This is a genomic window from Bacillus sp. SJS, from assembly GCF_000732485.2.
In the GTDB taxonomy this organism is placed as follows: Bacteria; Bacillota; Bacilli; order Bacillales; family Bacillaceae; genus Metabacillus_B; species Metabacillus_B sediminis.
The window spans coordinates 1-24,454 of record NZ_JAQV02000006.1 but is presented as its reverse complement, the minus strand read 5'-3'; the positions used below and the strand labels follow the sequence as shown (position 1 = coordinate 24,454).

At 44.1% G+C, this 24,454-nt stretch carries 22 protein-coding genes; 17 read left to right on the top strand and 5 right to left on the bottom strand.

Annotated features, from left to right (window positions below; translation table 11 throughout):
• Positions 1–278 precede the first annotated feature (278 nt).
• On the top strand, positions 279–1,595 hold the full coding sequence (locus tag AS29_RS03640; RefSeq protein WP_035413626.1) for a CBS domain-containing protein: 1,317 nt from the start codon (positions 279–281) through the stop codon (positions 1,593–1,595).
• A gap of 32 nt (positions 1,596–1,627) precedes the next feature.
• On the opposite strand, the gene AS29_RS03635 is transcribed toward AS29_RS03640, so the two are convergent.
• Entirely contained in the window at positions 1,628–1,930 is a 303-nt protein-coding gene (locus AS29_RS03635) for a YtpI family protein (protein ID WP_035413625.1), read from the bottom strand.
• A 150-nt stretch (positions 1,931–2,080) separates the two neighbouring features.
• Here AS29_RS03635 and AS29_RS03630 point away from each other — a divergent pair, with 150 nt between their 5' ends.
• Positions 2,081–3,028: a DHH family phosphoesterase gene (locus AS29_RS03630; RefSeq protein WP_035413623.1), complete on the top strand. Its 948-nt coding sequence runs from the start codon at positions 2,081–2,083 to the stop codon at positions 3,026–3,028.
• A gap of 2 nt (positions 3,029–3,030) precedes the next feature.
• Here AS29_RS03630 and AS29_RS03625 read toward each other — a convergent pair whose 3' ends face one another.
• From AS29_RS03625 to AS29_RS03615, 3 genes are all read right to left on the bottom strand, one after another.
• Entirely contained in the window at positions 3,031–3,255 is a 225-nt protein-coding gene (locus tag AS29_RS03625) for a hypothetical protein (protein WP_035413630.1), read from the bottom strand.
• A 94-nt stretch (positions 3,256–3,349) separates the two neighbouring features.
• A complete protein-coding gene (gene ytrI / locus AS29_RS03620) occupies positions 3,350–3,853 on the bottom strand; it encodes a sporulation membrane protein YtrI (RefSeq protein ID WP_035413622.1) in 504 nt (167 codons plus the stop codon).
• On the bottom strand, positions 3,850–4,182 hold the full coding sequence (locus tag AS29_RS03615) for a YtrH family sporulation protein (RefSeq protein WP_035413620.1): 333 nt from the start codon (positions 4,180–4,182) through the stop codon (positions 3,850–3,852). The genes ytrI and AS29_RS03615 overlap by 4 nt, the downstream gene beginning before the upstream one ends.
• Positions 4,183–4,434: 252 nt before the next feature.
• Here AS29_RS03615 and dnaE point away from each other — a divergent pair, with 252 nt between their 5' ends.
• From dnaE to AS29_RS03575, 8 genes are all read left to right on the top strand, one after another.
• The gene (gene dnaE / locus AS29_RS03610) at positions 4,435–7,800 is read left to right on the top strand and encodes a DNA polymerase III subunit alpha (protein ID WP_035413618.1); all 3,366 of its coding nucleotides are present in this window, start codon (positions 4,435–4,437) and stop codon (positions 7,798–7,800) included.
• Between the two features lie 107 nt (positions 7,801–7,907).
• On the top strand, positions 7,908–9,143 hold the full coding sequence (locus AS29_RS03605; RefSeq protein ID WP_035413617.1) for an NAD(P)-dependent malic enzyme: 1,236 nt from the start codon (positions 7,908–7,910) through the stop codon (positions 9,141–9,143).
• 5 nt (positions 9,144–9,148) lie between these two features.
• On the top strand, positions 9,149–9,778 hold the full coding sequence (locus AS29_RS03600; protein WP_231889900.1) for a FadR/GntR family transcriptional regulator: 630 nt from the start codon (positions 9,149–9,151) through the stop codon (positions 9,776–9,778).
• A 104-nt stretch (positions 9,779–9,882) separates the two neighbouring features.
• Complete coding sequence (accD, locus tag AS29_RS03595; RefSeq protein ID WP_035413614.1) at positions 9,883–10,737, top strand: acetyl-CoA carboxylase, carboxyltransferase subunit beta; 855 nt, start codon at positions 9,883–9,885, stop codon at positions 10,735–10,737.
• The gene (gene accA, locus AS29_RS03590) at positions 10,737–11,714 is read left to right on the top strand and encodes an acetyl-CoA carboxylase carboxyl transferase subunit alpha (protein WP_035413613.1); all 978 of its coding nucleotides are present in this window, start codon (positions 10,737–10,739) and stop codon (positions 11,712–11,714) included. Before accD ends, accA begins: the two co-directional genes overlap by 1 nt.
• Before the next feature lie 222 nt (positions 11,715–11,936).
• Positions 11,937–12,896, top strand: coding sequence for a 6-phosphofructokinase (pfkA, locus tag AS29_RS03585; RefSeq protein ID WP_035413611.1), 960 nt, complete (start codon positions 11,937–11,939; stop codon positions 12,894–12,896).
• A 51-nt stretch (positions 12,897–12,947) separates the two neighbouring features.
• Positions 12,948–14,708, top strand: a complete 1,761-nt coding sequence (gene pyk / locus AS29_RS03580) for a pyruvate kinase (protein ID WP_035413609.1) — start codon at positions 12,948–12,950, stop codon at positions 14,706–14,708.
• Between the two features lie 80 nt (positions 14,709–14,788).
• On the top strand, positions 14,789–15,175 hold the full coding sequence (locus tag AS29_RS03575; RefSeq protein WP_035413607.1) for an FxsA family protein: 387 nt from the start codon (positions 14,789–14,791) through the stop codon (positions 15,173–15,175).
• Positions 15,176–15,224: 49 nt separating this feature from the next.
• On the opposite strand, the gene ytvI is transcribed toward AS29_RS03575, so the two are convergent.
• Positions 15,225–16,331 (bottom strand): sporulation integral membrane protein YtvI, encoded by a 1,107-nt coding sequence (gene ytvI, locus AS29_RS03570; RefSeq protein WP_035413606.1) that lies wholly within the window; start codon positions 16,329–16,331, stop codon positions 15,225–15,227.
• Between the two features lie 86 nt (positions 16,332–16,417).
• Here ytvI and AS29_RS03565 point away from each other — a divergent pair, with 86 nt between their 5' ends.
• From AS29_RS03565 to pnpS, 7 genes are all read left to right on the top strand, one after another.
• A complete protein-coding gene (locus tag AS29_RS03565) occupies positions 16,418–16,876 on the top strand; it encodes a DUF441 domain-containing protein (RefSeq protein WP_035413604.1) in 459 nt (152 codons plus the stop codon).
• A 375-nt stretch (positions 16,877–17,251) separates the two neighbouring features.
• Positions 17,252–18,370 carry a citrate synthase gene (gene citZ, locus AS29_RS03560; protein ID WP_035413602.1) on the top strand — a complete coding sequence of 373 codons (1,119 nt, stop codon included), beginning with the start codon at positions 17,252–17,254 and terminating at the stop codon, positions 18,368–18,370.
• A 132-nt stretch (positions 18,371–18,502) separates the two neighbouring features.
• A complete protein-coding gene (icd, locus tag AS29_RS03555) occupies positions 18,503–19,798 on the top strand; it encodes an NADP-dependent isocitrate dehydrogenase (RefSeq protein ID WP_269449385.1) in 1,296 nt (431 codons plus the stop codon).
• A 102-nt stretch (positions 19,799–19,900) separates the two neighbouring features.
• Positions 19,901–20,845, top strand: coding sequence for a malate dehydrogenase (gene mdh / locus AS29_RS03550; protein WP_035413597.1), 945 nt, complete (start codon positions 19,901–19,903; stop codon positions 20,843–20,845).
• Positions 20,846–20,978: 133 nt separating this feature from the next.
• A complete protein-coding gene (locus AS29_RS03545) occupies positions 20,979–21,455 on the top strand; it encodes a MaoC/PaaZ C-terminal domain-containing protein (RefSeq protein ID WP_035413596.1) in 477 nt (158 codons plus the stop codon).
• Between the two features lie 193 nt (positions 21,456–21,648).
• Positions 21,649–22,371, top strand: coding sequence for a response regulator transcription factor (locus AS29_RS03540; RefSeq protein ID WP_035413594.1), 723 nt, complete (start codon positions 21,649–21,651; stop codon positions 22,369–22,371).
• On the top strand, positions 22,364–24,124 hold the full coding sequence (gene pnpS / locus AS29_RS03535; RefSeq protein ID WP_035413592.1) for a two-component system histidine kinase PnpS: 1,761 nt from the start codon (positions 22,364–22,366) through the stop codon (positions 24,122–24,124). Before AS29_RS03540 ends, pnpS begins: the two co-directional genes overlap by 8 nt.
• Positions 24,125–24,454: the final 330 nt, after the last annotated feature.

The following is a 24,454-nucleotide window of genomic DNA, read 5'->3' as shown; positions in this document are numbered from 1 at the left end:
CATTTAAAGGCTTTAGGTTATGAAGTAACCCTTACGTCCAACAAATCTGCTTAACAAACGTCCAAATAAGTTCATAAATAAATCAAGTCAGGGAACCAAAAAAAAACGAAATCTAGGCACCCTTAGCTTCGTGTTGTCTTTTTCAAGAAGTTATTTTCAGGGTAGCTTTGCCTATAAATAGTTGTAAAATCTAACAAATCGATAACCTTCGTTGAAAGTGCGGGGTAACCAGGCTTATAATAAATATTGGAAATATGAGCAGACAAAGGGTGAAAAGCTTGGCGACAAAGCATGAGCAAATTATAAAATATATTGATTCGCTTGGAGTCGGTGAAAAAATATCCGTCCGGCAAATTGCTAAAGAGATGAATGTAAGTGAAGGAACCGCTTACCGTGCAATTAAAGAGGCTGAAAATAAAGGATTTGTCAGCACGATTGAACGAGTCGGTACCATACGGATTGAGCGGAAGAAAAAAGAGAACATTGAAAAATTAACATTTGCTGAAGTAGTAAATGTAGTTGAAGGACAGGTTTTAGGGGGCCGTTCGGGTCTGCATAAAACACTTAATAAATTTGTTATTGGCGCTATGAAGCTTGAAGCCATGATGCGTTATACCGGTGCCGGAAATCTGCTGATTGTCGGAAATCGGACAAATGCTCATCAGCTTGCTTTGGAAGCGGGGGCAGCCGTTCTTGTGACCGGGGGCTTTGATACAGATGACCATGTAAAAAAGCTGGCGGATAAGATGGAGCTACCGGTGATCTCTACAAGCTATGATACTTTTACCGTTGCGACGATGATTAACCGGGCCATATATGATCAGCTGATAAAGAAGGAAATTGTGCTGGTGGAGGATATTTTAACGCCTGCCGATCAGACAATTTGCCTTCATGGAACGGATAAAGTAGAGATGTGGTATGAGTACAATCAGGATACTGGCCATGGACGGTTTCCTGTTATAGACCGTAACCGGAAAGTATTGGGGATGGTCACATCTAAGGATATTATGGGCCACGACAGAGGGAGCTCGGTTGAGCGGGTGATGACCCGAAATCCGATTACGGTAAATGGGAAAACATCTGTAGCCTCTGCTGCACAAATGATGGTTTGGGAAGGCATTGAAGTGCTTCCTGTCACCGATGCTCACAATAAGCTTGAGGGAATGATTTCAAGGCAGGATGTATTGAAAGCCCTTCAAGTGATCCAGCGGCAGCCGCAGATTGGCGAAAAGCTCGATGATATTGTGACGAATCAATTTGTTGATACGGATGAATCAAAAAATGCACATGTCTATAAGTGCAGCGTCACACCGCAGATGACAAATCATTTAGGAACCATCTCGTACGGAGTATTTACGACGCTCGTAACGGAAGCGGCAAACAGGCTTTTGCGTTCACAGAAAAAAGGAGATTTGGTTGTTGAAAACCTATCGATTTTCTTTATGAAGCCCGTTCAAATGGAAACACTCATTGAGATTCATCCCCGCATTCTCGAGGTAGGAAGAAAATTCGGAAAGATGGATGTGGATGTTTACAATGAAGGTGTTATTGTCGGGAAAGCAATGATGATGGTTCAAATCATGGAACGAAGCTAAAAAGGGTTCCGGCCGATGTGGCCGAACCCTTTTTATATGGACATTTTCTGATGTTCTTTATCTGCAAGCGGACGGTAGTGCCTGCGCATTTTTTGCCCTGCCCAGAAACTGCCGGCTCCAAGGATTATAAAGATGATGCCGATCGAAATGGAAACGGCAGATGGATAGAGGAAAAATTGATTGACTCCGAATAAAAAGACAAAGACTCCAAGAGCCATTCTTGATTTGCCGGAATAAAGGCCTCGTTCCATTGGTTTACCGGACCGGTAGTACTTTAGTTTGTAGAAGAAATAGAAGGAAAATGCAGCTACAATTAAAAACGCCAGTATAGGCATGTATTCAGCTCCCAACACTGTAAGTTACTTCTAATCTTATCTCTGGACGTCCTTTTTTTCCATCTTTGTTTTGAAATAAGAAAAGCATTCTTTAGTTTCCTTATTGGTTGTGTTTTAATAAATGGTATAAAGAGACTAAAGGAGAAAGTGATGAGAGATCAAATACTGAATACGATTAAACAATATGAAACCATCATAATTCACAGACATGTGCGCCCCGATCCCGACGCGCTAGGATCGCAATGCGGACTTGCTGAAATATTAAAAACTTCTTTTCCGGAAAAAAGAGTTCTTGTAACCGGCGAAACAGAGCCTTCACTTGAATTCTTATACAAAATGGATACTGTTTCAGATCAGGATTACGATGGGGCGCTTGTGATTGTGTGTGACACAGCAAACCAGGAGCGTGTGAGCGACCAGCGTTATCACTCAGGAGCGATGCTTATTAAAATCGATCATCATCCAAATGAAGATCAGTATGGAGATTTGATATGGGTCGATACGTCTGCAAGCTCTGTCAGTGAAATGATTTACGAGCTTTTCCTTGAGGGTAAAGGAAGCGGACTTGAAATCAGCCAAAAAGGCGCGGAACTAATCTATGCAGGAATTGTTGGGGATACCGGAAGATTTTTGTTCCCGAGTACAACCGATCGCACCTTTAAATATGCGAGTGAGTTGATTGACCACGGTTTTTCCATTAATAAGCTATACAGCAGCTTGTACAAGACAAAAATAAATGTGGCTAAATTGAGCGGATATGTTCTTCAAAATTTCGAAGTATCCCCATCAGGAGCAGCGAGCGTTATCATTAGACAGGATTTGCTTGGAAAATACGAGACGACCGCTTCAGAAGCTTCACAGCTTGTCAGCATTTTAGGTGATATTGAAGGAATGACGGCTTGGGTCTTTTTCGTGGAAGAAGAGGATCAAATCCGGGTGCGTCTCCGTTCTAAAGGGCCTGTTATTAATGAATTGGCAAAAAGATACCGGGGAGGCGGGCACCCGCTGGCTGCCGGCGCCTCCATCCATCAATGGGAAGAAGCGGAACAGGTTTTTGAGGAACTGGAGCTTATATGCAGGGATTATCAGCAGAAATAACCCTATAACGGTGTCTTTGGCAGCCGTTTGATTTCTTGATCTCCTGAGGTTTCAGGGATAAACCAGGATCCCATCTCAGTTATATCCTCATAAACCTTGAGTTTAAGCTTGCTGATTTCTTTTTTCAGCAGGCTTGCCATTTCCGGCGACTCAGCGTAAGCAGAATACCCTTTTTTCATCCGTTCCACCTTTTCGTTTACAAACATTTTCTGTGTCAGCAACTCCATACTTATCCCTCCTTTTTTATTTGCAGCTGTAAATATATTGTATCCAAGGAAGAAGGGATTTGCGATAAAAATGAATAAAAATCCAAAAAAACACTTAATCAACGAATGAAACCTCTACTTCAAGGTAAAGGGTTGTATAAATAGTCATTTCCTTAACTAAAAGCCGATAGTCCTTGTCATCAATCCGATATACTTTATTTTCTATTGCCTTTTTAATAATTTTTCGGCTTTCAAAGATGCTTTCCAAATCCCTCTCAAGCAAATCAGATAGATCTTTCTTTGCCTCAATTTCTATTTTGTGGATCGTTAACGGACTCAGCTTGAATCTTTCCCCATTTGTCAGCTTCACATTTAATTCCTGAACAACAAGTTTCTTGTTGACTTCTTCATTCAGTTCTCTTGAATCCTCCTGATAAATGCTGTTTTTGCGGGTCAGTTCAAGTACTGCTGATTTCTGCTCCTGAATAATTTTCACCTGCTTTTCCTGAAGAACGCCATACGTGAAAAGAAAGACGCACCATGCAGCTGCCGCTCCAGCCATCATCCCGGCAAAAAAACGCTGCCATCCAGGCTGTCTGTGATAAGGCGGAATTCTCATGAAAGGTGCTCCTGTGTAAGCCAGGTTATAATAATCCAGCCTGTCTGGGCTCCCCCCATAGCGGAAACAATCAGCATGACTTGTTTTAAAATATCCCTAGTCTCTCCGTTAAACAGACCGCGTTCAAAGCTGTAAAAGGCATCGAAGGTTCCGCCGATTGCAGCGACAAGAGCCCAAATCTTAAGACGGTTAGCAAATTCAACAATAGTTGTCATTGGGGGTTCGCCTGATAAGTAAGCTCCAACCCCTCCAATGATGCTTCCTCCTAAGAGAACCCCTAGAGCAATGAAATAGCTATCAATAAAAGCAGGCAAAAATGCTTTTTCCATACGTTCATCATCCCCTTGCTTCAATATATGGACAGACTGTTCAAAGTATGTTCCGGCAAAATTAAATCATGCTCTGCTGAACTGGCCTGCTGTTTGCAGGGGGGAGAGGATCTGTAAAGAGTCCCGAGCAATTTAATATCCTGTAAAAATCCACAGCGAGCTTTTGCATAGGTTTCAAGAGAGATGAAGTTTGTGAAGAGCGCACGCTTGTTCTATAATAAAAATAATGAATGCCGTTAGGATGGGATGAAGATGCCGTTTGTTCACCTCCAATTACAAAGCTCTTACAGTTTGCTGAATAGTTCTGTGCGCCTGGACAGGCTTGTCCAAAAAGCGGCAGAGCTTCATTTTAATACGCTCGCTTTAACTGATCAAGGCGTTATGTATGGTACAGTGGCCTTTTATAAACAGTGCAAAAAAAATGGAATTAAACCGATTTTCGGCTTGACCGCCGCAGTTCTTCCCCAAGGTGATACCATTCCCCAGGGATACCCGCTCATTCTCCTTGCAGAAAACTACAAAGGCTATCAAAATCTGCTGAAAATCAGCAGTGCTCTTCAAACGAAGTCACCAAATGGAATCCCCGATCGATGGATGAAAAGCTATCGGGAAGGGCTTATTGCCCTTTCACCAGGCAGAGAAGGATGGATTGAAACCTTGCTTGAGAACGGGGAGGTTGAGGAGGCAGAACGTGCTGCTGCACATTATCTGGAGTTATTCGGTGAAGATTCCTTCTATTTAGGTATTCAAAAAACCGAACAGACGGAACAAGAGGAGAGTTTGAATCAATCTATTCTAAAGGTCGCCGCCACATCCGGTGCAGGTTTGGCTGCTCTGAATGACGTTCATTATCTCGAAAAAGAAGACTATCTTGCTTATCAAAGTTTAATTGCTATTCAAAATGGCGAAAAGCTAAACGAGGATTCAGCGGAAGATTCTAAAGAGAGGTATTTTAAATCTGCACAGCAGATGGCCGAGCTTTTCAATAATTTGCCAGAAGCGCTGGAGAACACGCTCAAGATTGCTGACCGCTGTCATGTAGAACTGGGACTTGGAAAAGCGAGGCTTCCATCCTTCCCCGCACCGGGCGGGGAGCCTGCTGATGAATATTTGGAGCGGGTTTGCCTGGAAGGGCTGAAACAACGTTATCCTGAACCAGCAGAGGATGTTTACCGCCGGCTTACGTATGAACTTGATGTGATTAAAAACATGGGCTTCAGCGATTATTTTCTAATTGTTTGGGATTTTATGAAGTTTGCTCATGAAAACCGGATTCTGACAGGTCCGGGCAGGGGATCTGCAGCGGGGTCGCTCGTTGCATACGTGCTGAAAATTACGGACGTTGATCCAATAAAACACCGGCTCCTGTTCGAACGGTTCCTAAATCCCGGAAGAATCAGCATGCCGGATATCGATATTGATTTTCCGGATACAAGAAGAGATGAAGTCATTGAGTACGTGGCTGAAAAGTATGGCTCAAACCATGTTGCGCAGATCATTACATTCGGTACACTCGCTGCCCGTGCCTCTATAAGGGATACAGCTAGAGTTATGGGGATTTCTCCAAAAGAGGCGGATCAGCTTGCGAAAAAAGTTCCTTCAGGTCCTGGAGTGACACTTGAGAAAGCGTTAAAAGAGTCTCCGGCGTTTTTGAAGGAAGTACAGAATTCTCCTGCAGCTGCTAAAATCGTTGAAATTGCCTCGAAAATTGAGGGATTGCCACGGCATGTATCCACCCATGCTGCCGGCGTTGTATTCAGTGAAGATCCGCTTACATCAGTCGTTCCGCTAAGAGAAGGCCACCAGGATGTGTATTTAACACAATACTCAATGGATCATCTGGAAGAACTCGGCCTGCTTAAGATGGATTTTCTGGGTCTCAGAAACCTGTCGCTGATTGAATCAATCGTGAAAATGGTGAAGGCTCAAACAGGTACCGCTCCTTCATTTGAAAAAATAGACTATGATGATCTGAAAACCTTTCAGCTGCTGAGTGAAGGGGATACAACAGGAGTTTTCCAGCTGGAGTCAGAAGGAATGCGCAGTGTGCTTAGGAGGCTGAAGCCTGAAAGCCTTGAGGACATTGCTGCCGTTAATGCCCTGTACAGGCCGGGTCCGATGGAGAATATTCCAAACTATATAGAACGAAAGCATGGTAAGGCACCGATTGCCTATCCTCATCCTGATTTGAAAGAGCTATTGGAGCCTACTTATGGAGTCATAGTCTATCAGGAGCAAATCATGGAAATCGCTTCAGTAATGGCGGGGTTTTCACTAGGGGATGCCGATTTGCTGAGACGAGCAGTCGGAAAAAAGAAGAAAAGTGTTTTGGACGAAGAAAGAAAGCACTTTGTAGATGGATGCACGAAAGAAGGATACACAGCAAAAACTGCGAATGAAGTATATGATTTAATCGTCCGCTTTGCAGATTACGGATTTAACCGGAGTCATGCGGTTGCATACAGTATGATCGGGTTCCAGCTTGCTTATTTAAAAGCCCATTATCCTTCTATTTTTATGACGGCCCTGCTGACCAGTTCAATTGGGAACGATGAGAAAACTGCCCAATATGTGAAGGAAGCCCGCGGCAAAGAACTCAAGATTCTGCCGCCATCAGTGAATAAGAGTGAAGTCCCTTTTAAGCTTGAAAATGGAGCAATCCGGTATAGCCTTTCATCTATTAAAAATGTTGGAATTGCCGCTGTGAAAGATATTTTCAGAGCCAGGCAGCAAAAGGCTTTTGCCGACCTTTTTGATTTTTGTCTGAGAGTTTCAGCGAAAACGGCGAACCGGAGAACTCTTGAGGCCCTTGTTTTCTCAGGGGCGTTTGATGAGTTCAATATTGGGAGGGAGTCGCTGCTTGCTACATTGGATGTAGCGCTCGAGCATGCCGAATTAATGAGGCCTGAATCAGGAGACGGCCAAATGGATTTGGGCTTTGAAGACGAATTTACATTGAAGCCAAAATACATTGAGGTTGAACCGTTTACGATTGCCGAAAAGCTTCAGTTCGAAAAGGAATCGCTTGGATTTTATTTTTCCGATCACCCTGTCAGCAGCTTTAAGGAAATCCTGGCAGCTCAAAAGACGGTCAAGCTGGATCAGATCGAGAGAAAAGCAGGATCGTATATTCGAGCAGGTGTTTATTTATCAAAAGTCCGAACAATTCGTACAAAAAAAGGGGATCTCATGGCGTTCCTTACGATGAGTGACGAAACAGGAGATGCGGAAGGCGTTTGTTTTCCAGGCCAATATGCGAAGCTTTCGGAGATCATCAAAGAGGGAACACTTTTGCTCGCGGAAGGAAAAGCAGAGCTGCGTGATGATTCCGTCCAGTTTATTTTGCAAAAAGCGGAGCCTTTAAAGGACATCAGTAAGCCGGTATCGGCAGGGACATTATTCCTTAAAATCGAAAATCGGGACCGGAGTGCAGAGAGAATGGCCATGCTTAGGGAAGTACTCGGAAAGCATACAGGGAACACGCCGGTCTACCTTTTCAACCCTGAGGATAAAAAAACCGTCCAGCTGAACGGGTATAAAACGGCTGCCGCCTCGGAAGAATGCATTGGGATGCTGAAAGCTCTCCTCGGTGAAGATCATGTTGTGCTGAAAGAATAAGGAAGGCAGACAAATTTTTTTTGTCTGCCTTACTTGCATGTGTTATAGTTTTTATATTACATAGGTGGTCTGACCACTGCATTGGAAATGGATGAGGAGTGAGAGGAATGTCTTTACGAGAAGAAGCGCTGCATATGCATCGTGTGAACAAGGGGAAACTGGAGTCTAAATCAAAAGTACCGGTCAGAAATGCAAAGGACTTAAGCCTTGCGTATTCTCCTGGTGTGGCAGAACCATGCAAAGCAATTTATGATGATAAAAGCAAAGTTTACGATTATACCATGAAGGGGAATATGGTGGCTGTTGTTTCTGATGGAACTGCGGTTCTTGGACTTGGGAATATTGGTCCTGAAGCGGCTCTCCCGGTTATGGAAGGGAAAGCGGTTCTGTTCAAAAGCTTTGCCGGTGTAGATGCTTTTCCAATTTGCCTGAATACAACGGATATTGATCAGATTGTTGAAACGGTTAAGCTCCTTGAGCCGACATTCGGCGGAGTGAATTTGGAGGATATTGCAGCACCTAATTGCTTCGTTATTGAGGAGAGGCTGAAGAAAGAAACAAACATTCCAATTTTCCACGACGATCAGCATGGGACAGCGATTGTAACAGCTGCCGGTCTCTTGAATGCTCTGAAGCTTGCCGGAAAGAAAATGTCATCGATCAGAGTAGTGGCAAACGGTGCAGGAGCTGCCGGAATTGCCATTATTAAACTGCTGTACCGCTATGGTGTAAGAGATATTATTATGTGTGATTCCAAGGGAGCCATTTATGAAGGACGTCCTGCAGGAATGAATGAAGTGAAAGATCAGGTGGCCAAGTTTACGAACCGTGAAAAAAAAGAAGGATCGCTTGCTGATGTTCTGACCGATGCAGACGTGTTTATCGGTGTATCCGTTGAAGGCGCGCTGTCAAAAGAAATGGTTCAAAGTATGAAGGAGAATCCGATCATTTTTGCAATGGCCAACCCGGTTCCGGAAATCATGCCTGAGGATGCCCGTGAAGCAGGAGCCATGGTCATCGGAACCGGCCGTTCGGACTTCCCGAACCAGGTGAATAACGTTCTTGCTTTTCCCGGCATATTCAGAGGGGCGCTTGATGTCCGTGCCACGCATATCAATGAGCAGATGAAAATGGCAGCTGTTGAAGCCATTGCCGGATTGATTGATGAATCTGAAATCCGGCCTGATTATGTCATTCCTGCTCCTTTCGATCCGAGAGTGGCACCTGCTGTGGCGGCAGCTGTAGCAAAAGCCGCAATGGAAACAGGAGTGGCGCGCATCAAGGTTTCACCGGAAGAGGTTGCTGAAAAAACAAGACAGCTTGCCATTATCGGCAAGGAATGAGTCCAGTGAATAACGTGCCTGGTCCAAAGTCGAGAGTCTATGAAGAGACGCTTCAGCAGATCAGATTGATCATAAAGAAGGACGGACTATTGCCGGGAGATAAAATTCCATCTGAACGAGAGCTGGCCGACCGGTTAAACGTCGGCCGCTCTTCTGTTAGAGAGGCATTGAGGGCACTCGAACTTCTGGGAATCATTGAGACAAAAAGAGGAGAAGGAACGTTTATAAAGGACTTCAGCGAAAATCATCTTGTCAGCGTTCTCGGTCTTTTTGTACTGGAAGACTCAAAGGCTATTGAGGATATTTTTGAGATGAGTGTTTTGATAGAGAAAGACGCGTTGATGAAAATCTTGCAATCCTTTGACAAGAAGAAGCTTATCCAGCTCGATCAGGATTTCAGAAAAGGAATTAATAATCCGCAGGAGCTTATGGGCAAACTGATTCATATGGGTGGAAACCATCTGCTATTTCGAACGTGGCTCGTTCTTGCTGACTACCTGAAAGCAGGCAGCAAGCTTCAGGAACCTCCGATTCCAATTTATGAAGAGCTGATGTCAGCGCTCGTGCTGAACAACAGAAATCTTGTCCTTCAAGTATACGAACGGATTTCCAAGTACAAAAATCTCTCTCTATGACACCGTTTTACATAAAATGCGCATCTTTTTCGCTAAAGTAACATATAAATACTTGTCTGCTATCATTAAGATTAAGAGAAATACTCGTTAGGGGGTACATCAGATTGCTTAAGGATCTTTTTTCAAAGAAAAAGAAATACGCTTCCGTCCCTTCTGAACAAGCCAGGCAGGATGTTCCTGAAGGCATCATGACGAAATGTCCAAACTGTAAGAAAATCCTGGTAACAAAAGAATTAAATAAAAACCTGAAGGTGTGCGTGAACTGTGATTATCATTTACAGATGAATGCAAAAGAGAGAATAACGAGTTTGTTCGACGAGCATTCGTTTAAGGAATACGATAAGGATATGATTTCAGAAAATCCATTGAACTTTCCGGATTATGAAGAAAAGCTGGAAAAAGACCGCAAGAAAACGTCGCAAAATGAAGCGGTCGTTACCGGAGAGGGAACGATTGACGGAATCCGTACAGTGATCGCTGTGATGGATGCAAGCTTCCGTATGGGGAGCATGGGTTCAGTTGTTGGAGAGAAAATAACGAGAGCGGTTGAACAGGCGAAAAAGAACAAGCTTCCGTTCATCATCTTTACCGCTTCAGGCGGAGCGAGGATGCAGGAAGGGGTGTTAAGCCTGATGCAGATGGCGAAAACAAGCTCTGCATTAAAATTGTTCAGCAATGAAGGCGGCTTAACGATTTCGGTTATGACTCATCCTACTACCGGAGGAGTTTCTGCCAGCTTTGCATCACTCGGTGACTATAATCTTGCAGAGCCAGGCGCATTAATCGGATTTGCCGGAAGAAGGATTATTGAGCAGACGATCCGCGAAGAACTTCCTGAAGATTTCCAGACAGCGGAATTTTTGCTAAAGCACGGTCAGCTGGATTCAGTCGTTTCACGCCTTGAACTGAGGGAAACACTCGCCAGAATTTTGGATCTTCATCAAGGAGGCAGGCACTAATGGTTGGAGAGCTTGAGTTTGAAAAACCGGTAATTGAACTAAGGAAGAAAATAGCGGAGCTGAAAGAATTTACGGCTACAGCAGATGTTGACCTTTCTTCAGAGATTGAGAGGCTTGAATCCAGGCTGGAAAAGCTTGAGAAGGATATTTACTCAAATATCAGCCCATGGGACAGAGTGCAAATTGCCAGACATCCGAAGCGTCCGACTACAATGGATTATATGGACATTCTTTTTACCGATTTCTTCGAGTGCCATGGTGACCGCTATTTTGGAGATGATGAAGCCATCGTCGGCGGAATCGCCAAGTTTAAAGGAACCCCGGTAACGGTTATCGGACATCAGCGCGGAAAGGATACGAAAGAGAATATCCGCCGCAATTTCGGCTCTCCTCACCCTGAAGGATACCGGAAAGCACTCAGACTGATGAAACAAGCGGATAAATTCGGACGTGCCATCATTACGTTTATTGATACAAAAGGAGCTTATCCCGGAAAAGCTGCAGAGGAGCGGGGCCAGAGCGAAGCCATTGCAAAGAATCTTTTTGAAATGGCCGGACTTTCCGTTCCAGTGATTTGTATCGTGATTGGAGAAGGGGGAAGCGGAGGTGCTCTGGGAATCGGTGTCGGAAATCATTTGCTGATGCTTGAGAACTCCACCTATTCTGTTATTTCGCCTGAAGGAGCGGCTGCGCTGCTTTGGAAGGATTCAGGCCAGGCAAAAAGGGCAGCTGAATCCATGAAGATTACTGCACCCGATCTTAAGGAACTGGGGGTCGTTGATGAAATCATCAGCGAGGTAAAAGGCGGAGCACACCGTAATTTACAGGAGCAGGCTCTTTTAATTGAACAGCATTTGAGCAAATCCATGGAGATACTGTCGAAAATGGACAAGAGTAAGCTTATTGAACACCGCTATCAAAAATACAAAGCGATTGGCCAGGTATCTTTTGCCGAAGAAATGCTTGGCATGCATTAATGAAACGTGCTCCCCTTTCTTAAGGGACACGTTTCTATTTGTGTTAAAATTAGGATTTCGAAAATATCCAACAAAGTTTTTCTTTCTAGAAAAAAGTGTTGTATAATGAATACGGTTAGAAAGGCATGAAGAATTTTCGACAAAAGTCGATTTGTATTTGTACTGCCAAATCCTTCATGTTATCTTTAAAGCACATACATATTACCTATTGGGGTGAGGAAGTTGAAAAGAATCGGCGTTTTGACAAGCGGAGGAGATTCCCCAGGGATGAATGCAGCCGTTCGCGCTGTTGTCCGTAAAGCGATTTACCATGATGTTGAGGTTTTTGGCATCTATCATGGATATGCCGGATTGATTGCCGGAAACATTGAAAAATTAGAACTTGGCTCTGTAGGGGATATTATCCACCGCGGAGGTACAAAGCTTTATACAGCCCGCTGTCCGGAATTCAGAACAGTTGAAGGACGGGAAAAAGGGATTGAACAGCTTAAAAAATACGGAATAGAAGGTCTTGTTGTCATTGGCGGAGACGGCTCATACATGGGTGCGAAGAAGCTAACTGAAATGGGCTTTCCTTGTGTAGGCGTGCCTGGAACCATTGACAATGATATACCGGGAACGGATTTAACAATCGGTTTTGATACAGCCTTAAACACCGTTATCGATGCGATTGATAAAATCCGCGATACGGCAACGTCCCACGAACGCACATATGTCATTGAAGTAATGGGACGCCATGCAGGAGATATCGCGCTGTGGTCCGGTCTTGCCGGAGGAGCGGAAACCATTTTGATTCCTGAGGCCGACCATGACCTGGACGATGTAGTTGCCCGTCTTAAAAGAGGCCACGACCGCGGCAAGAAGCACAGTATTATCATCGTTGCAGAGGGTGTGGGAAGCGGCGTGGAGTTCGGCAAAAAGATTGAGGAAGCTACCCGTTTCGAAACCAGGGTTTCTGTTCTTGGACACATTCAGCGCGGAGGATCGCCGACTGCTGCGGACCGTGTGCTTGCCAGCCGTTTAGGTGCTTACGCAGTTGAGCTTCTGCTTGAAGAAAAAGGCGGACGATGTGTAGGAATTCAAAACAATAAACTTGTCGACCATGATATCATCGAGATTCTCGAAACGAAGCATTCGGTTGACCCGAAACTATATCAGCTGTCTCAGGAATTATCCATTTAACGCAGCCAATTTGGTATCGTTTCCATAATAGAATTAGGAGGAATTATCTGCATGCGTAAAACAAAAATAGTTTGTACTATTGGTCCTGCAAGTGAATCTGTCGAGAAGCTTACAGCATTAATGGAAGCAGGAATGAACGTATCCCGTCTTAACTTTTCCCACGGAGATTTCGAAGAGCACGGCAACCGCATCAAAAACATCAGGGAAGCTTCAAAGCTGACTGGCAAAACGGTTGCGATCCTTCTTGACACAAAAGGTCCAGAGATTCGTACACATTCCATGCAGGATGGCGCGATCGAACTGGAAAGAGACAAAGAAATCATTGTTTCCATGAATGAAGTGACCGGAACAACTGATAAATTCTCCATTTCCTATGAAGGACTTGTAGAAGATGTTCATGCTGGATCTATCATCCTTCTTGACGATGGACTAATCGGTCTTGAAGTTCTTGAAGTAAATAAAGCTGCCGGCGAAATCAGAACCAAAATCCTTAACAGCGGTACGCTTAAGAATAAAAAAGGCGTCAATGTTCCGGGTGTGAGTGTAAACCTTCCTGGAATTACAGAAAAAGATGCTAAAGATATCGTATTTGGAATCGAGCAGGGAGTGGACTTTATTGCGGCTTCTTTCGTCCGCCGTGCATCTGATGTGCTTGAAATCCGCGAGCTTCTTGAAGAGCATAAAGCAACGGATATTCAAATCATTCCAAAAATTGAAAACCAGGAGGGAGTCGACAATATCGACGAAATCCTTGAAGTTTCTGATGGCTTGATGGTAGCGCGCGGAGATTTGGGCGTTGAAATTCCTGCTGAGGAAGTTCCTCTTGTTCAAAAAGACCTGATTAAAAAATGCAACGCACTTGGAAAGCCTGTTATTACAGCTACACAAATGCTTGACAGCATGCAGCGCAACCCGCGTCCTACACGTGCAGAAGCAAGTGACGTAGCCAATGCGATTTTTGACGGTACGGATGCAATCATGCTGTCCGGTGAGACAGCTGCTGGACAATATCCAATTGAAGCGGTTCAAACGATGCACAACATTGCTTCCAGAGCTGAAACTGCTCTTGACTACAAAGGAACGCTGTCTAAGCGCCGCGAACAAACGGGCATGACGATTACAGATGCAATCGGCCAATCTGTAGCACATACAGCACTGAACTTGAATGTCAGTGCCGTTGTGACACCGACTGAAAGCGGACATACAGCAAGAATGATTTCCAAGTACCGTCCTCAGGCACCAATTGTAGCTGTGACTTCTTGTGAGTCTGTATCCAGAAAGCTTGCTCTTGTTTGGGGAGTCTTCTCAAAAACGGGAACGAAGGCTGGTTCAACGGATGAAATGCTTGAGAATGCTGTTCAGGAATCCATTAACACAGGTATTGTCAAACATGGTGACCTGATTGTTATTACGGCTGGTGTGCCAATCGGCGAAGCGGGTACAACGAACCTTATGAAGGTTTATATTGTCGGAGATATCCTTGCTAAAGGTCAAGGGATCGGCCGCAAATCTGCATTCGGCAAAGTCGTTATTGCAAATAATGCGGAAGAAGCAGCTTCCAAAATGACGGAGGGTGCGATCCTTGTCACGAGAGGAACAGACCGTGAGATGATGGATTCATTGAATAAGGCTTCGGCTCTTATTGCAGAAGAAGGCGGATTAACGAGCCATGCTGCAGTAGTAGGGCTTAGCCTTGGAATTCCTGTAATCGTAGGGATTGAAAATGCTACATCGCTTTTAGAGGATGGAATGGAAATAACGGTTGACGGCACTCGCGGTGCGATCTACAAAGGTCATGCGAGCGTAATTTAATAAGTAGAGAGGGAAGGACGCTGTTCCTTCTCTTTTTTTACAAAAACCTGCGCATTTTTGCCGGATGGGAGACGAGGCAATTGAGATGGCTTGTACTTTTGCTTATAGCTGTACCCGCTCTTGAAATTGGTTTGCTTATATGGTCTGGAAGGACATTGGGGCTGATCCCTACCGTTCTGTTAATTGTTGCCACAGGATTAGGCGGAGCGTGGCTGGCCAGGCAGCAGGGGCTGGAAACATGGAAAAAGGCCCAGCAAAATATGAATGCAGGACAGTTGCCGGGAAATGCACTTATTGATGGAATCTGCATTCTCATCGGGGCCGTTTTACTAATGACTCCTGGATTTATCTCAGATGTCGCAGGGTTCTTTTTGCTTTTTCCGGTTTCAAGAAAAGGAATCAAACCGTTCATACTCCGAGCGATTCAAAAACGGATGAACAGGGATCGAATCACCATCATCAGATAAAGAAAAAGGACGGGATTCCAGTTCAACCGTCCTTTTTTCTGTTTGCCTTCTATTTTTGAACAATATACTTCCAAAGGTCGTGGAAGAGCCGGAGCTTATACATGCTTTGGACGATAACAAGGATGACGGGCCCAAGTGCCATTCCCAGAAGGCCAAAGCATTTGTATCCGGCATAAATACTCATTAGAGTGAGCAGCGGATTGAGCCCGATCGACCGCGAGTAAATTCTCGGTTCCAGAATCTGTCTGGCCATCATGACGATGATAAGCAGGATTGCCAATCCGCTTGCGAGCTTCGTTTGACCCATAAGCATTAAATAGAGGGCCCAAGGGATAAAAATCGTGCCGGTTCCTGCGTATGGAATAAAATCGACGATCCCAATAAAGAGGCTGATGGTCAAAGCCTGAGAGACGCCGAGAATAAGAAGGCCGGGAAATACAATTGCAAGTGTAATGGTGTTCAGCAGCAGCTGGGCTTTAACAAGACCGGTTAGTGCATGGCCCAGCTCAGCGCCAAATAGAAAGATTCGGCTAACGGCTGCCTGAGGGAGCTTCTTATTTAAGAAAAGAATGACATGATCCCAGTCTTTGCAGATGAAAAAGGCGGCGATGACGATAATGACTATTACACTTGCAGCATTAGGAATCCACATAATGATCGCAGGGATAGCATTAAGCGAGGCCCTCAATATACTGCCGGCTTCCCCAATCAAGCCGTTTCCTGCCTGCTGCAGTTCTGCAATAATAGTCGTTTGCTGTGCTGTGCTCAATGCAGAAAATTGTTCTGAAATTTTCTCTATGAGGGGGGAAACCTGATAGGAGAGAATATGGTTAAACGCTCCGGACATAGTATTTAAATAGGCGGGCAGAGATGAAGCAGCATGCTGAATCACTGCAATGGATTCCAGTGTCAATAAAGCGGTTAAGCCCGTTACGATGACAATGAGGCTTATCAGGACGAGTCCTGCGGATACCCCGGCAGGCAATCCAGTTTTTCTATGCAGAAGGTCGGAAGGTTTTTTAATAAACCATGCTAGAAAAAAGGCCAGGATGAATGGATACATGATTGGAATGGCGGCAAAAAGCAGGAGAATAATTACGGCTAAAGCGCCGGCTGAAATCAATCCTCTTATGATAGCGGCTGCAAGTGCATTCAATAAGCGATCCTCCTCTTTAAGGAAGGGTTGTACTATTATACTTACTCCTGAAATACGGAAACATGTCAAAAATGAGGGGGGCTACGATGAGTCAGGCAAGTCTTTTTCTTCTTATTCTTCTCGGAATAGGGGTCTTTGCTAAAAATCAGTCACTGATGATCGCTGTAGGTTTTTTGCTTGCCGTCAAATGGACGGGGCTTGATGCGAAGCTATTTCCGCTTCTGCAGTCAAAAGGAATCAATTGGGGAGTGACGGTTATTACCATAGCGGTCCTTGTGCCAATCGCAACAGGGGATATCGGGTTTAAGCAGATGGGAGATGCGATGAAATCCTACTATGCATGGATTGCACTGGGCTCTGGGATTGCCGTGGCACTAATTGCTAAGAATGGCGTGACGCTGCTTGCGCAGGATCCTCATATTACAGCAGCGCTTGTCCTGGGAACCATTTTGGCCGTGGCTCTTTTTAATGGGGTTGCGGTTGGTCCATTAATAGGAGCGGGGATTGCCTATCTTGTGATGCAATTCGTTAAACTTTTTGGCTAATATAGCAATTACATGAATTTGAACAAGGGGAAATGGCGTTAAATCAAGCATTTCCCTTTTATTAAATTTTTTTGGCAAATTTTTTTGTGTGCTTTTAGGTGCTTTCGATTCACAAATGTCAGATTATTGTTTATAATGACAATAGGCAACAAATTTATTGTATGCCTTTCCAAACAGAGAGATGATTTATTGGGACTTTTCTGATTATTTGCTTATGTGAAAATGTAAGCATTTACTTTTCCTGTGAATCGCTTTCATAATGGCAGCTTGCTGAGCAAGCGCTCATTCATTTTATGTTTGATAGAATAAGAGAAGGAAATCCTTTCTTTTAATCTTAAACAATTCAGGGAAAATTGCGCAAAGGAGAGATTGGATATGACAGCAACTCGCGGTCTTGAAGGGGTAGTAGCGACTACTTCTGCAGTAAGCTCCATCATCGATGATACCCTTACATATGTGGGTTATAACATTGATGACCTGGCAGATAATGCAAGTTTTGAAGAAGTAATCTATTTGTTATGGCATGGGAAGCTTCCTGCAGAGGAAGAGCTGGCACAAATTAAAACACAGCTTGCAGATAATGCAGGCATTCCGCACCAGGTAATTGAGCATTTCAAACAGTATTCAATTTCTGAAGTTCATCCAATGGCAGCTATTCGTACAGCTGTATCCATGCTTGGTCTTTTTGATCCGGAAGCGGACGATATGTCCAAAGAGGCAAACTACCGCAAAGCAATCTGTCTCCAGGCTAAGCTTCCAACTCTTGTAACAGCATTCAGCCGGATCCGTAAAGGTCTTGCACCGGTTGAGCCGCGGCCTGATTATGGAATTGCTGCGAACTTCCTTTATACGCTGACAGGGGAAGAACCGAGCCATGTTGCTGTAGAGGCTTTTAATAAAGCGCTTGTTCTGCATGCAGATCATGAATTGAATGCTTCCACTTTTACAGCTCGCGTATGTGTCGCAACTTTATCTGATATTTATTCCGGAGTTACAGCGGCAATCGGAGCTTTGAAGGGGCCTCTTCACGGCGGAGCCAATGAAGCTGTAATGAAGATGCTGACTGAAATCGGCGATGTGGAAAATGCTGAAGCATATATTCAGGAAAAACTTTCCCGCAAAGAAAAAATCATGGGCTTCGGGCACCGCGTCTATCAAAATGGAGACCCGCGTGCGAAGCATCTAAGAGAAATGTCCCAAAAGCTTTCCAACCTGACGGGTGAAAGCAAATGGTATGAAATGTCCCTTAAGGTGGAAGAGATTGTCACTTCTGAAAAATCGCTTTTGCCGAATGTGGATTTTTATTCCGCGTCTGTCTATCACAGTCTTGGAATCGATCACGATTTATTCACACCGATCTTTGCGGTCAGCCGTGTTTCAGGATGGCTTGCCCATATTCTTGAGCAATATGAAAACAACCGCCTGATCCGCCCGCGTGCCGATTATATCGGTCCGGACAAACAGCGCTATATTCCAATTGAAGAGCGTTCTTAATTCATACGAAGAAAACCGCAGGATGGTGCTTTAAATTTTCAGTCTGAAAGCAGGCGGAAAGAATTCAGCAGCATTATTCGGTTAGAGGTTGACTGAAAAGTTAACCTCTTTTACCATTTTAATGTGGGCAGTATACATAAACGGGAGGTAAGAAACATGACAAACGGTGAAAAAATTACAGTATCTAACGGTGTATTAAATGTTCCGAATCAGCCAATCATCCCTTACATTGAAGGAGACGGAATCGGCCCTGATATCTGGGCATCTGCATCCCGCGTTCTTGAAGCGGCGGTTGAAAAAGCTTACAGCGGCGAGAAAAAGATCGTCTGGAAAGAAGTTCTTGCAGGAGAAAAAGCGTTCAATGCTACAGGAAGCTGGCTGCCTGAAGAAACACTTGATACGATCCGCGAGTATATGATCGCGATCAAAGGACCTTTGACAACTCCAGTCGGAGGAGGAATCCGTTCTCTTAACGTAGCACTTCGCCAGGAGCTGGACCTTTTCACTTGCCTTCGTCCAGTCCGCTATTTCACTGGTGTTCCTTCACCGGTTAAAAGACCTGAAGATACGGATATGGTCATCTTCCGCGAAAATACAGAGGATATTTATGCCGGTATTGAATATGCAAGCGGCTCTGATGAAGTGAAAAAGCTGATTGACTTCCTTCAAAACGAAATGGGCGTAAACAAAATCCGCTTCCCTGAAACATCTGGAATTGGAATCAAGCCTGTGTCTCAGGAAGGAACTTCCCGTCTTGTACGCGCAGCGATTCAATATGCGCTGGATCAGGGACGCAAATCCGTAACACTTGTACACAAAGGAAACATTATGAAATACACAGAAGGCGCGTTCAAAAATTGGGGCTACGAGCTTGCTGAGAAAGAATTCGGCGATAAAGTATTCACATGGGCTGAATATGACAGAATCGTAGAAAAAGACGGCAAGGACGCAGCAAACCATGCACAAAGTGAAGCAGAAGCAGCAGGGAAAATTATTGTGAAGGATTCGATTGCCGACATCTTCCTTCAGCAAATCCTTACACGTCCAAGCGAGTTTGATGTTGTGGCCACAATGAACCTGAATGGTGATTATATCTCCGACGCTCTTGCTGCACAAGTAGGCGGAATCGGTATCGCTCCTGGAGCGAACATTAACTATGAAACTGGACATGCTATTTTCGAAGCTACACATGGTACTGCTCCTAAATATGCCGGACTGGATAAAGTAAACCCTTCATCCGTTCTTCTTTCTGGCGTACTTATGCTTGAGCACCTTGGATGGAACGAAGCAGCAGAATTAGTCATTAAATCTGTGGAAAAAACCATTGCTTCTAAAGTTGTAACCTACGACTTTGCCCGTTTGATGGATGGCGCAACAGAAGTTAAATGTTCTCAATTCGGGGACGAGCTTATTAAAAACATGGGCTAATAGATTGATAAATTACAGGCAATGCTGATTCCAGCATTGCCTGGCTTTACATTCAATACCTTTTAACGGTCGAATTATTTTATCGTATGGGAGATGGAGAAAATGAACAAACGCAAAAAAATTTCTGTCATCGGGGCCGGCTTTACAGGAGCAACTACTGCTTTCCTTCTTGCAGCAAAAGAATTGGGCGATGTCGTACTTGTGGATATTCCGCAAATGGAAAACCCTACAAAGGGAAAAGCGCTTGATATGCTTGAGGCAGGTCCGGTTATGGGTTTTGATGCAAATATTACAGGAACGTCGAGCTATGAAGATACAGCTGGATCCGATGTAGTTGTCATTACTGCAGGAATTGCCAGAAAACCTGGAATGAGCAGAGACGATCTTGTGGCAACCAATGAAAAAATCATGAGAAGTGTTACAAAGGAAATTGCAAACTACTCTCCGGACTGTACAATTATCGTTTTGACAAATCCGGTCGATGCCATGACATACGCTGTCTTCACTGAATCCGGTTTTCCTAAGCACCGCGTAATCGGCCAGTCCGGTGTTCTTGATACAGCAAGGTTCCGTACATTCGTAGCACAAGAGCTGAACCTTTCTGTTAAGGATGTAACAGGATTCGTTCTTGGCGGCCATGGAGATGACATGGTCCCTCTTGTAAGATATTCCTATGCCGGCGGAATTCCATTGGAAACATTGATTCCTAAAGAACGTTTGGATGCCATAGTGGAAAGAACACGCAAAGGCGGCGGAGAAATTGTGAACCTTCTAGGAAACGGCAGTGCTTATTATGCTCCGGCTGCTTCCCTGGTTGAAATGACGGAAGCAATTGTAAAAGACCAGCGCCGTGTTATTCCGGCTATTGCTTATCTTGAAGGAGAATACGGGTACGATGGGATTTATCTTGGAGTTCCGGCAGTGCTTGGCAAAAATGGGTTAGAGCAGATTATCGAGCTTGAACTGACAGACGATGAAAAAGCGGCACTCAGCAAATCGGCTGAATCAGTAAAAAATGTTATGAAGGTTCTTGCTAATAACGAATAGAACAACATGGAAATTGGAGGAAACTCCAATTTCTTTTCATATGGGTTTGTTTCCGGTGATCTATTAAAGGAAATATCAACGGGCAAGGCTAACCGTTTAATGTAAGCGATTACTTTTTGGGGGTGCGATATAGATGGTTTTAGGAAAAAAACGAAAAATCGGGCGGCCGATTGAAGAGATAAATACAGGGGAGAAGCTGACCCTGACCGAAAAAATGGAGGATAAAGATTTGCTTTTGTACCTGGGGCTTACGAATGATGCCAATCCGCTTTACATCCAGCATGATTATGCATCCCTGACCCCATTCAAGAAACCGGTTGTTCCAACAATTATGCTTTCCGGATTTATTACCTCAGCTATTTCTAAGTATCTTCCAGGTCCCGGGAGCCATGTGACTAAACAGCATTTGGATTTTCATTTACCTGTATATCATTACGAAGTGATTCAATTCTTTTTTGAAGTGAAAGACGTAGATGCAGAGCAGGGACGAATCCGAATTTCTGTAGAGGCATTTAATGATGCGGAGAAATTAGCAGCGAGCGGAATTCTTGAGGTCATTCCCCCTATCTATTCAGAAACCCAAGATGGACAGGCATTCGAAAATTTTTAACAGGTTTATCCAATGAGAACGGGCTGATTCAATTGAATCAGCCCGTTTTTAGGTTTTTTTATCTTATTTTCAATGAAATTGTCCTAAATATCTTTGGAAGTTGCCATCTTCCCCTTTTGTAGGAGCCGCTTCTTTGACTATAATAGAAGTAATGGCAAAGTGCCATTTAGGAAAATACGACTTGGAGGCCTTTATGAGTAAGAAGATACTAGTAGTGGATGATGAACATTCCATTTTAACTTTACTTCAATATAATCTCGAGCAATCAGGATATGAAGTAGTAACAGCTATGGATGGCAGTGAAGCACTCCACAAAGGGCTGACTGAATCTCCTGATTTAATGGTTCTTGACTTAATGCTTCCAAAGATGGACGGAATTGAAGTGTGCAAACAGCTTCGCCAGCAAAAGGTAATGGTGCCGATTTTGATGCTGACGGCAAAGGATGATGAATTCGATAAGGTGCTGGGCCTCGAGCTTGGAGCAGACGATTACATGACCAAGCCGTTCAGTCCAAGGGAAGTTGTTGCAAGAATTAAAGCCATTTTAAGACGCACACAATTTTTAACGGAAACCGATACGAAGGAAGAAATGGAAACATCTGAAAAAATCGTCATCGGCGATTTGCGGATTCTGCCCGAGCATTATGAAGCCTACTACAGCCAGGAGCGTTTGGAACTTACACCTAAAGAATTTGAACTTCTCGTCTACCTTGCGCGCCATAAAGGAAGAGTGCTAACAAGGGATCAGCTCCTCAGCGCTGTGTGGAACTACGATTTTGCAGGAGATACCCGTATTGTGGATGTACATATTAGTCATTTAAGGGAAAAAATCGAACGCAATACGAAGAAGCCTCTTTATATAAAAACAATTCGCGGACTTGGCTACAAGCTTGAGGAGCCAAAGTCGGATGAATAAATTCCGCTCCCGCCTGCTATTTGCGCTCATTACCTTAATCATTGCCGTTTTAGTAGGGCTGGGACTGCTTCTTGGACAAATTTTTAATAGCTACTATGTCGATACGTTTAAAGAACGGATTGAGAAGGAAGCAAAGCTGACGGAATTACTTATTTCTGAAGCGGGGCTGGAATCAGAAAAAACAGCTTCTCTTTTACAGCAGGCAAGCAAGGCTGCTCAAGCGCATATTTCCGTTATAAACAAAGAAGGCCGGGTCGTATATGATGCAGGGAGCCGCCACCCCAATGATGAGCAAATAGCGAAGAAAGCCTTTAACGATCTGAAAGAGAGCAAGGATGGCAAACGCTTAAACGGGCAGGCTGAAGGCCTGTATTATTATGCGATGGAAATAAAAGATAACAGCGGGAATACAGCCTGCTTAATTCTCAGCACTCCAATTGAATCGCTTAAACAGGTGAATCAGCAAATCTGGGGTCTTCTTGTGACGAGTCTTGGTCTCTCCCTCATTGTGATTCTGCTGCTTGGATTTAGAATCACTTCTCAGTATACGAAGCCGATCGAAAGTGCTACCAAAGTGGCTATGGAACTTGCGAAGGGGAACTACAAGGCCAGAACGTATGAAGACCATATGGACGAAACCGGCATGCTCAGCCAGTCAATCAACATACTGGCGAGAAACCTTCAGGATATGACCAGAGCGCAGGAGATGCAAAAGGACCGTTTGGAAACCCTTATTGAAAATATGGGGAGCGGCCTCATACTAATCGATGGCAGAGGCTACATTAACCTGGTAAACCGGGCATATAAAGAAACCTTTCATGCTGATGGGGAAAATTTTCTTTACCGCCTTTACTATGACGCATTTGAGCATAAAGAAATTGTAGATATTATTGAAGAGATTTTTATGACGGAAGTCAGGGTGAGAAAACAGCTGCAAGTCTCAATTGGAATTGACCGGCGCCATTTTGAAATTTACGGGGCTCCGATTATCGGAACCAATGATGAATGGAAAGGAATTGTTCTCGTATTCCATGATATTTCCGAGCTGAAGAAGCTTGAGCAGATGCGTAAGGACTTTGTGGCCAACGTATCTCATGAGCTGAAGACTCCGATTACATCCATTAAAGGATTTTCTGAAACGCTTTTGGACGGGGCCATGTCAGATCAGCAGACCCTCGAGTATTTTCTATCCATTATTTTAAAGGAAAGCGACCGGCTTCAAACCCTCATTCAGGATTTGCTCGATTTATCCAAAATTGAGCAGCAGGCGTTTAAATTAACCTTTAATGATTGTGATCTGCATGAAATTCTTGATGATATAGTGGCCATACTATCCAGTAAAGCTGAAGAGAAGGAAGTTTCGTTAACCGTTGACAGCGAAGCGCAGGTGATACCGGCAATTGGCGATATGTACAGGATTAAACAAATTTTTATTAATCTAATAAACAACGCATTAACGTATACTCCTAAAGGCGGGACTGTTCATATAACGTTAAGGAACGGGAAAGACCATGCGATTGTGACGATTTCAGATACAGGAATCGGGATTAGCGAAGATGAAATTCCGAGGATCTTTGAACGTTTCTACAGAGTGGATAAGGCAAGAAGCAGAAATTCCGGCGGAACTGGTCTCGGACTTGCGATTGTTAAGCATCTTGTGGAAGCACATAGAGGACAAATCAGTGTCAGCAGCAAAGTCGGGGAAGGGACTACCTTTACCGTTAAATTTAACAAACGGAAAATTACGGAATAGTTTACAATACCTTTACAAGGTATTTATTCTTACTTAACATATCCCTGATAATATAATAGATGAAAACCCCTTCATCCAAGGAGCCAATCTTTAGGACGAAAGCAAATCTGCTTTCGTCCCTTTTTTTTCAGCACTTTTAAACTTGTCTGTTGATTTCCGTTGCAGGCGTTCGCTTTCCGCGGGGCGGGCGGTGAGCCTCCTGATATGAACGAAACTGTCAAGGCCTCCACTCATTCTTCGGTTAGGTACTATTTTTGACCATGTTTAAGAAGAGAAGCTCATTTTGGCTTCTTTTTTTTTGCGGTATTTCGACAAACAGCGGTTTAATTA

Coding starts and splice junctions, on each gene's coding strand:
- AS29_RS03615 (WP_035413620.1), bottom strand. CDS start 4,182: ATGGAAAAAGCATTTTTGCCTGCTTTTATTGATAGCTATTTCATTGCT.
- AS29_RS03625 (WP_035413630.1), bottom strand. CDS start 3,255: ATGGAGTTGCTGACACAGAAAATGTTTGTAAACGAAAAGGTGGAACGG.
- ytrI (WP_035413622.1), bottom strand. CDS start 3,853: ATGAGAATTCCGCCTTATCACAGACAGCCTGGATGGCAGCGTTTTTTT.
- pyk (WP_035413609.1), top strand. CDS start 12,948: ATGCGTAAAACAAAAATAGTTTGTACTATTGGTCCTGCAAGTGAATCT.
- accA (WP_035413613.1), top strand. CDS start 10,737: ATGGTTGGAGAGCTTGAGTTTGAAAAACCGGTAATTGAACTAAGGAAG.
- citZ (WP_035413602.1), top strand. CDS start 17,252: ATGACAGCAACTCGCGGTCTTGAAGGGGTAGTAGCGACTACTTCTGCA.
- AS29_RS03545 (WP_035413596.1), top strand. CDS start 20,979: ATGGTTTTAGGAAAAAAACGAAAAATCGGGCGGCCGATTGAAGAGATA.
- AS29_RS03565 (WP_035413604.1), top strand. CDS start 16,418: ATGAGTCAGGCAAGTCTTTTTCTTCTTATTCTTCTCGGAATAGGGGTC.
- AS29_RS03540 (WP_035413594.1), top strand. CDS start 21,649: ATGAGTAAGAAGATACTAGTAGTGGATGATGAACATTCCATTTTAACT.
- AS29_RS03635 (WP_035413625.1), bottom strand. CDS start 1,930: ATGCCTATACTGGCGTTTTTAATTGTAGCTGCATTTTCCTTCTATTTC.
- mdh (WP_035413597.1), top strand. CDS start 19,901: ATGAACAAACGCAAAAAAATTTCTGTCATCGGGGCCGGCTTTACAGGA.
- pnpS (WP_035413592.1), top strand. CDS start 22,364: ATGAATAAATTCCGCTCCCGCCTGCTATTTGCGCTCATTACCTTAATC.
- dnaE (WP_035413618.1), top strand. CDS start 4,435: ATGCCGTTTGTTCACCTCCAATTACAAAGCTCTTACAGTTTGCTGAAT.
- AS29_RS03630 (WP_035413623.1), top strand. CDS start 2,081: ATGAGAGATCAAATACTGAATACGATTAAACAATATGAAACCATCATA.
- AS29_RS03605 (WP_035413617.1), top strand. CDS start 7,908: ATGTCTTTACGAGAAGAAGCGCTGCATATGCATCGTGTGAACAAGGGG.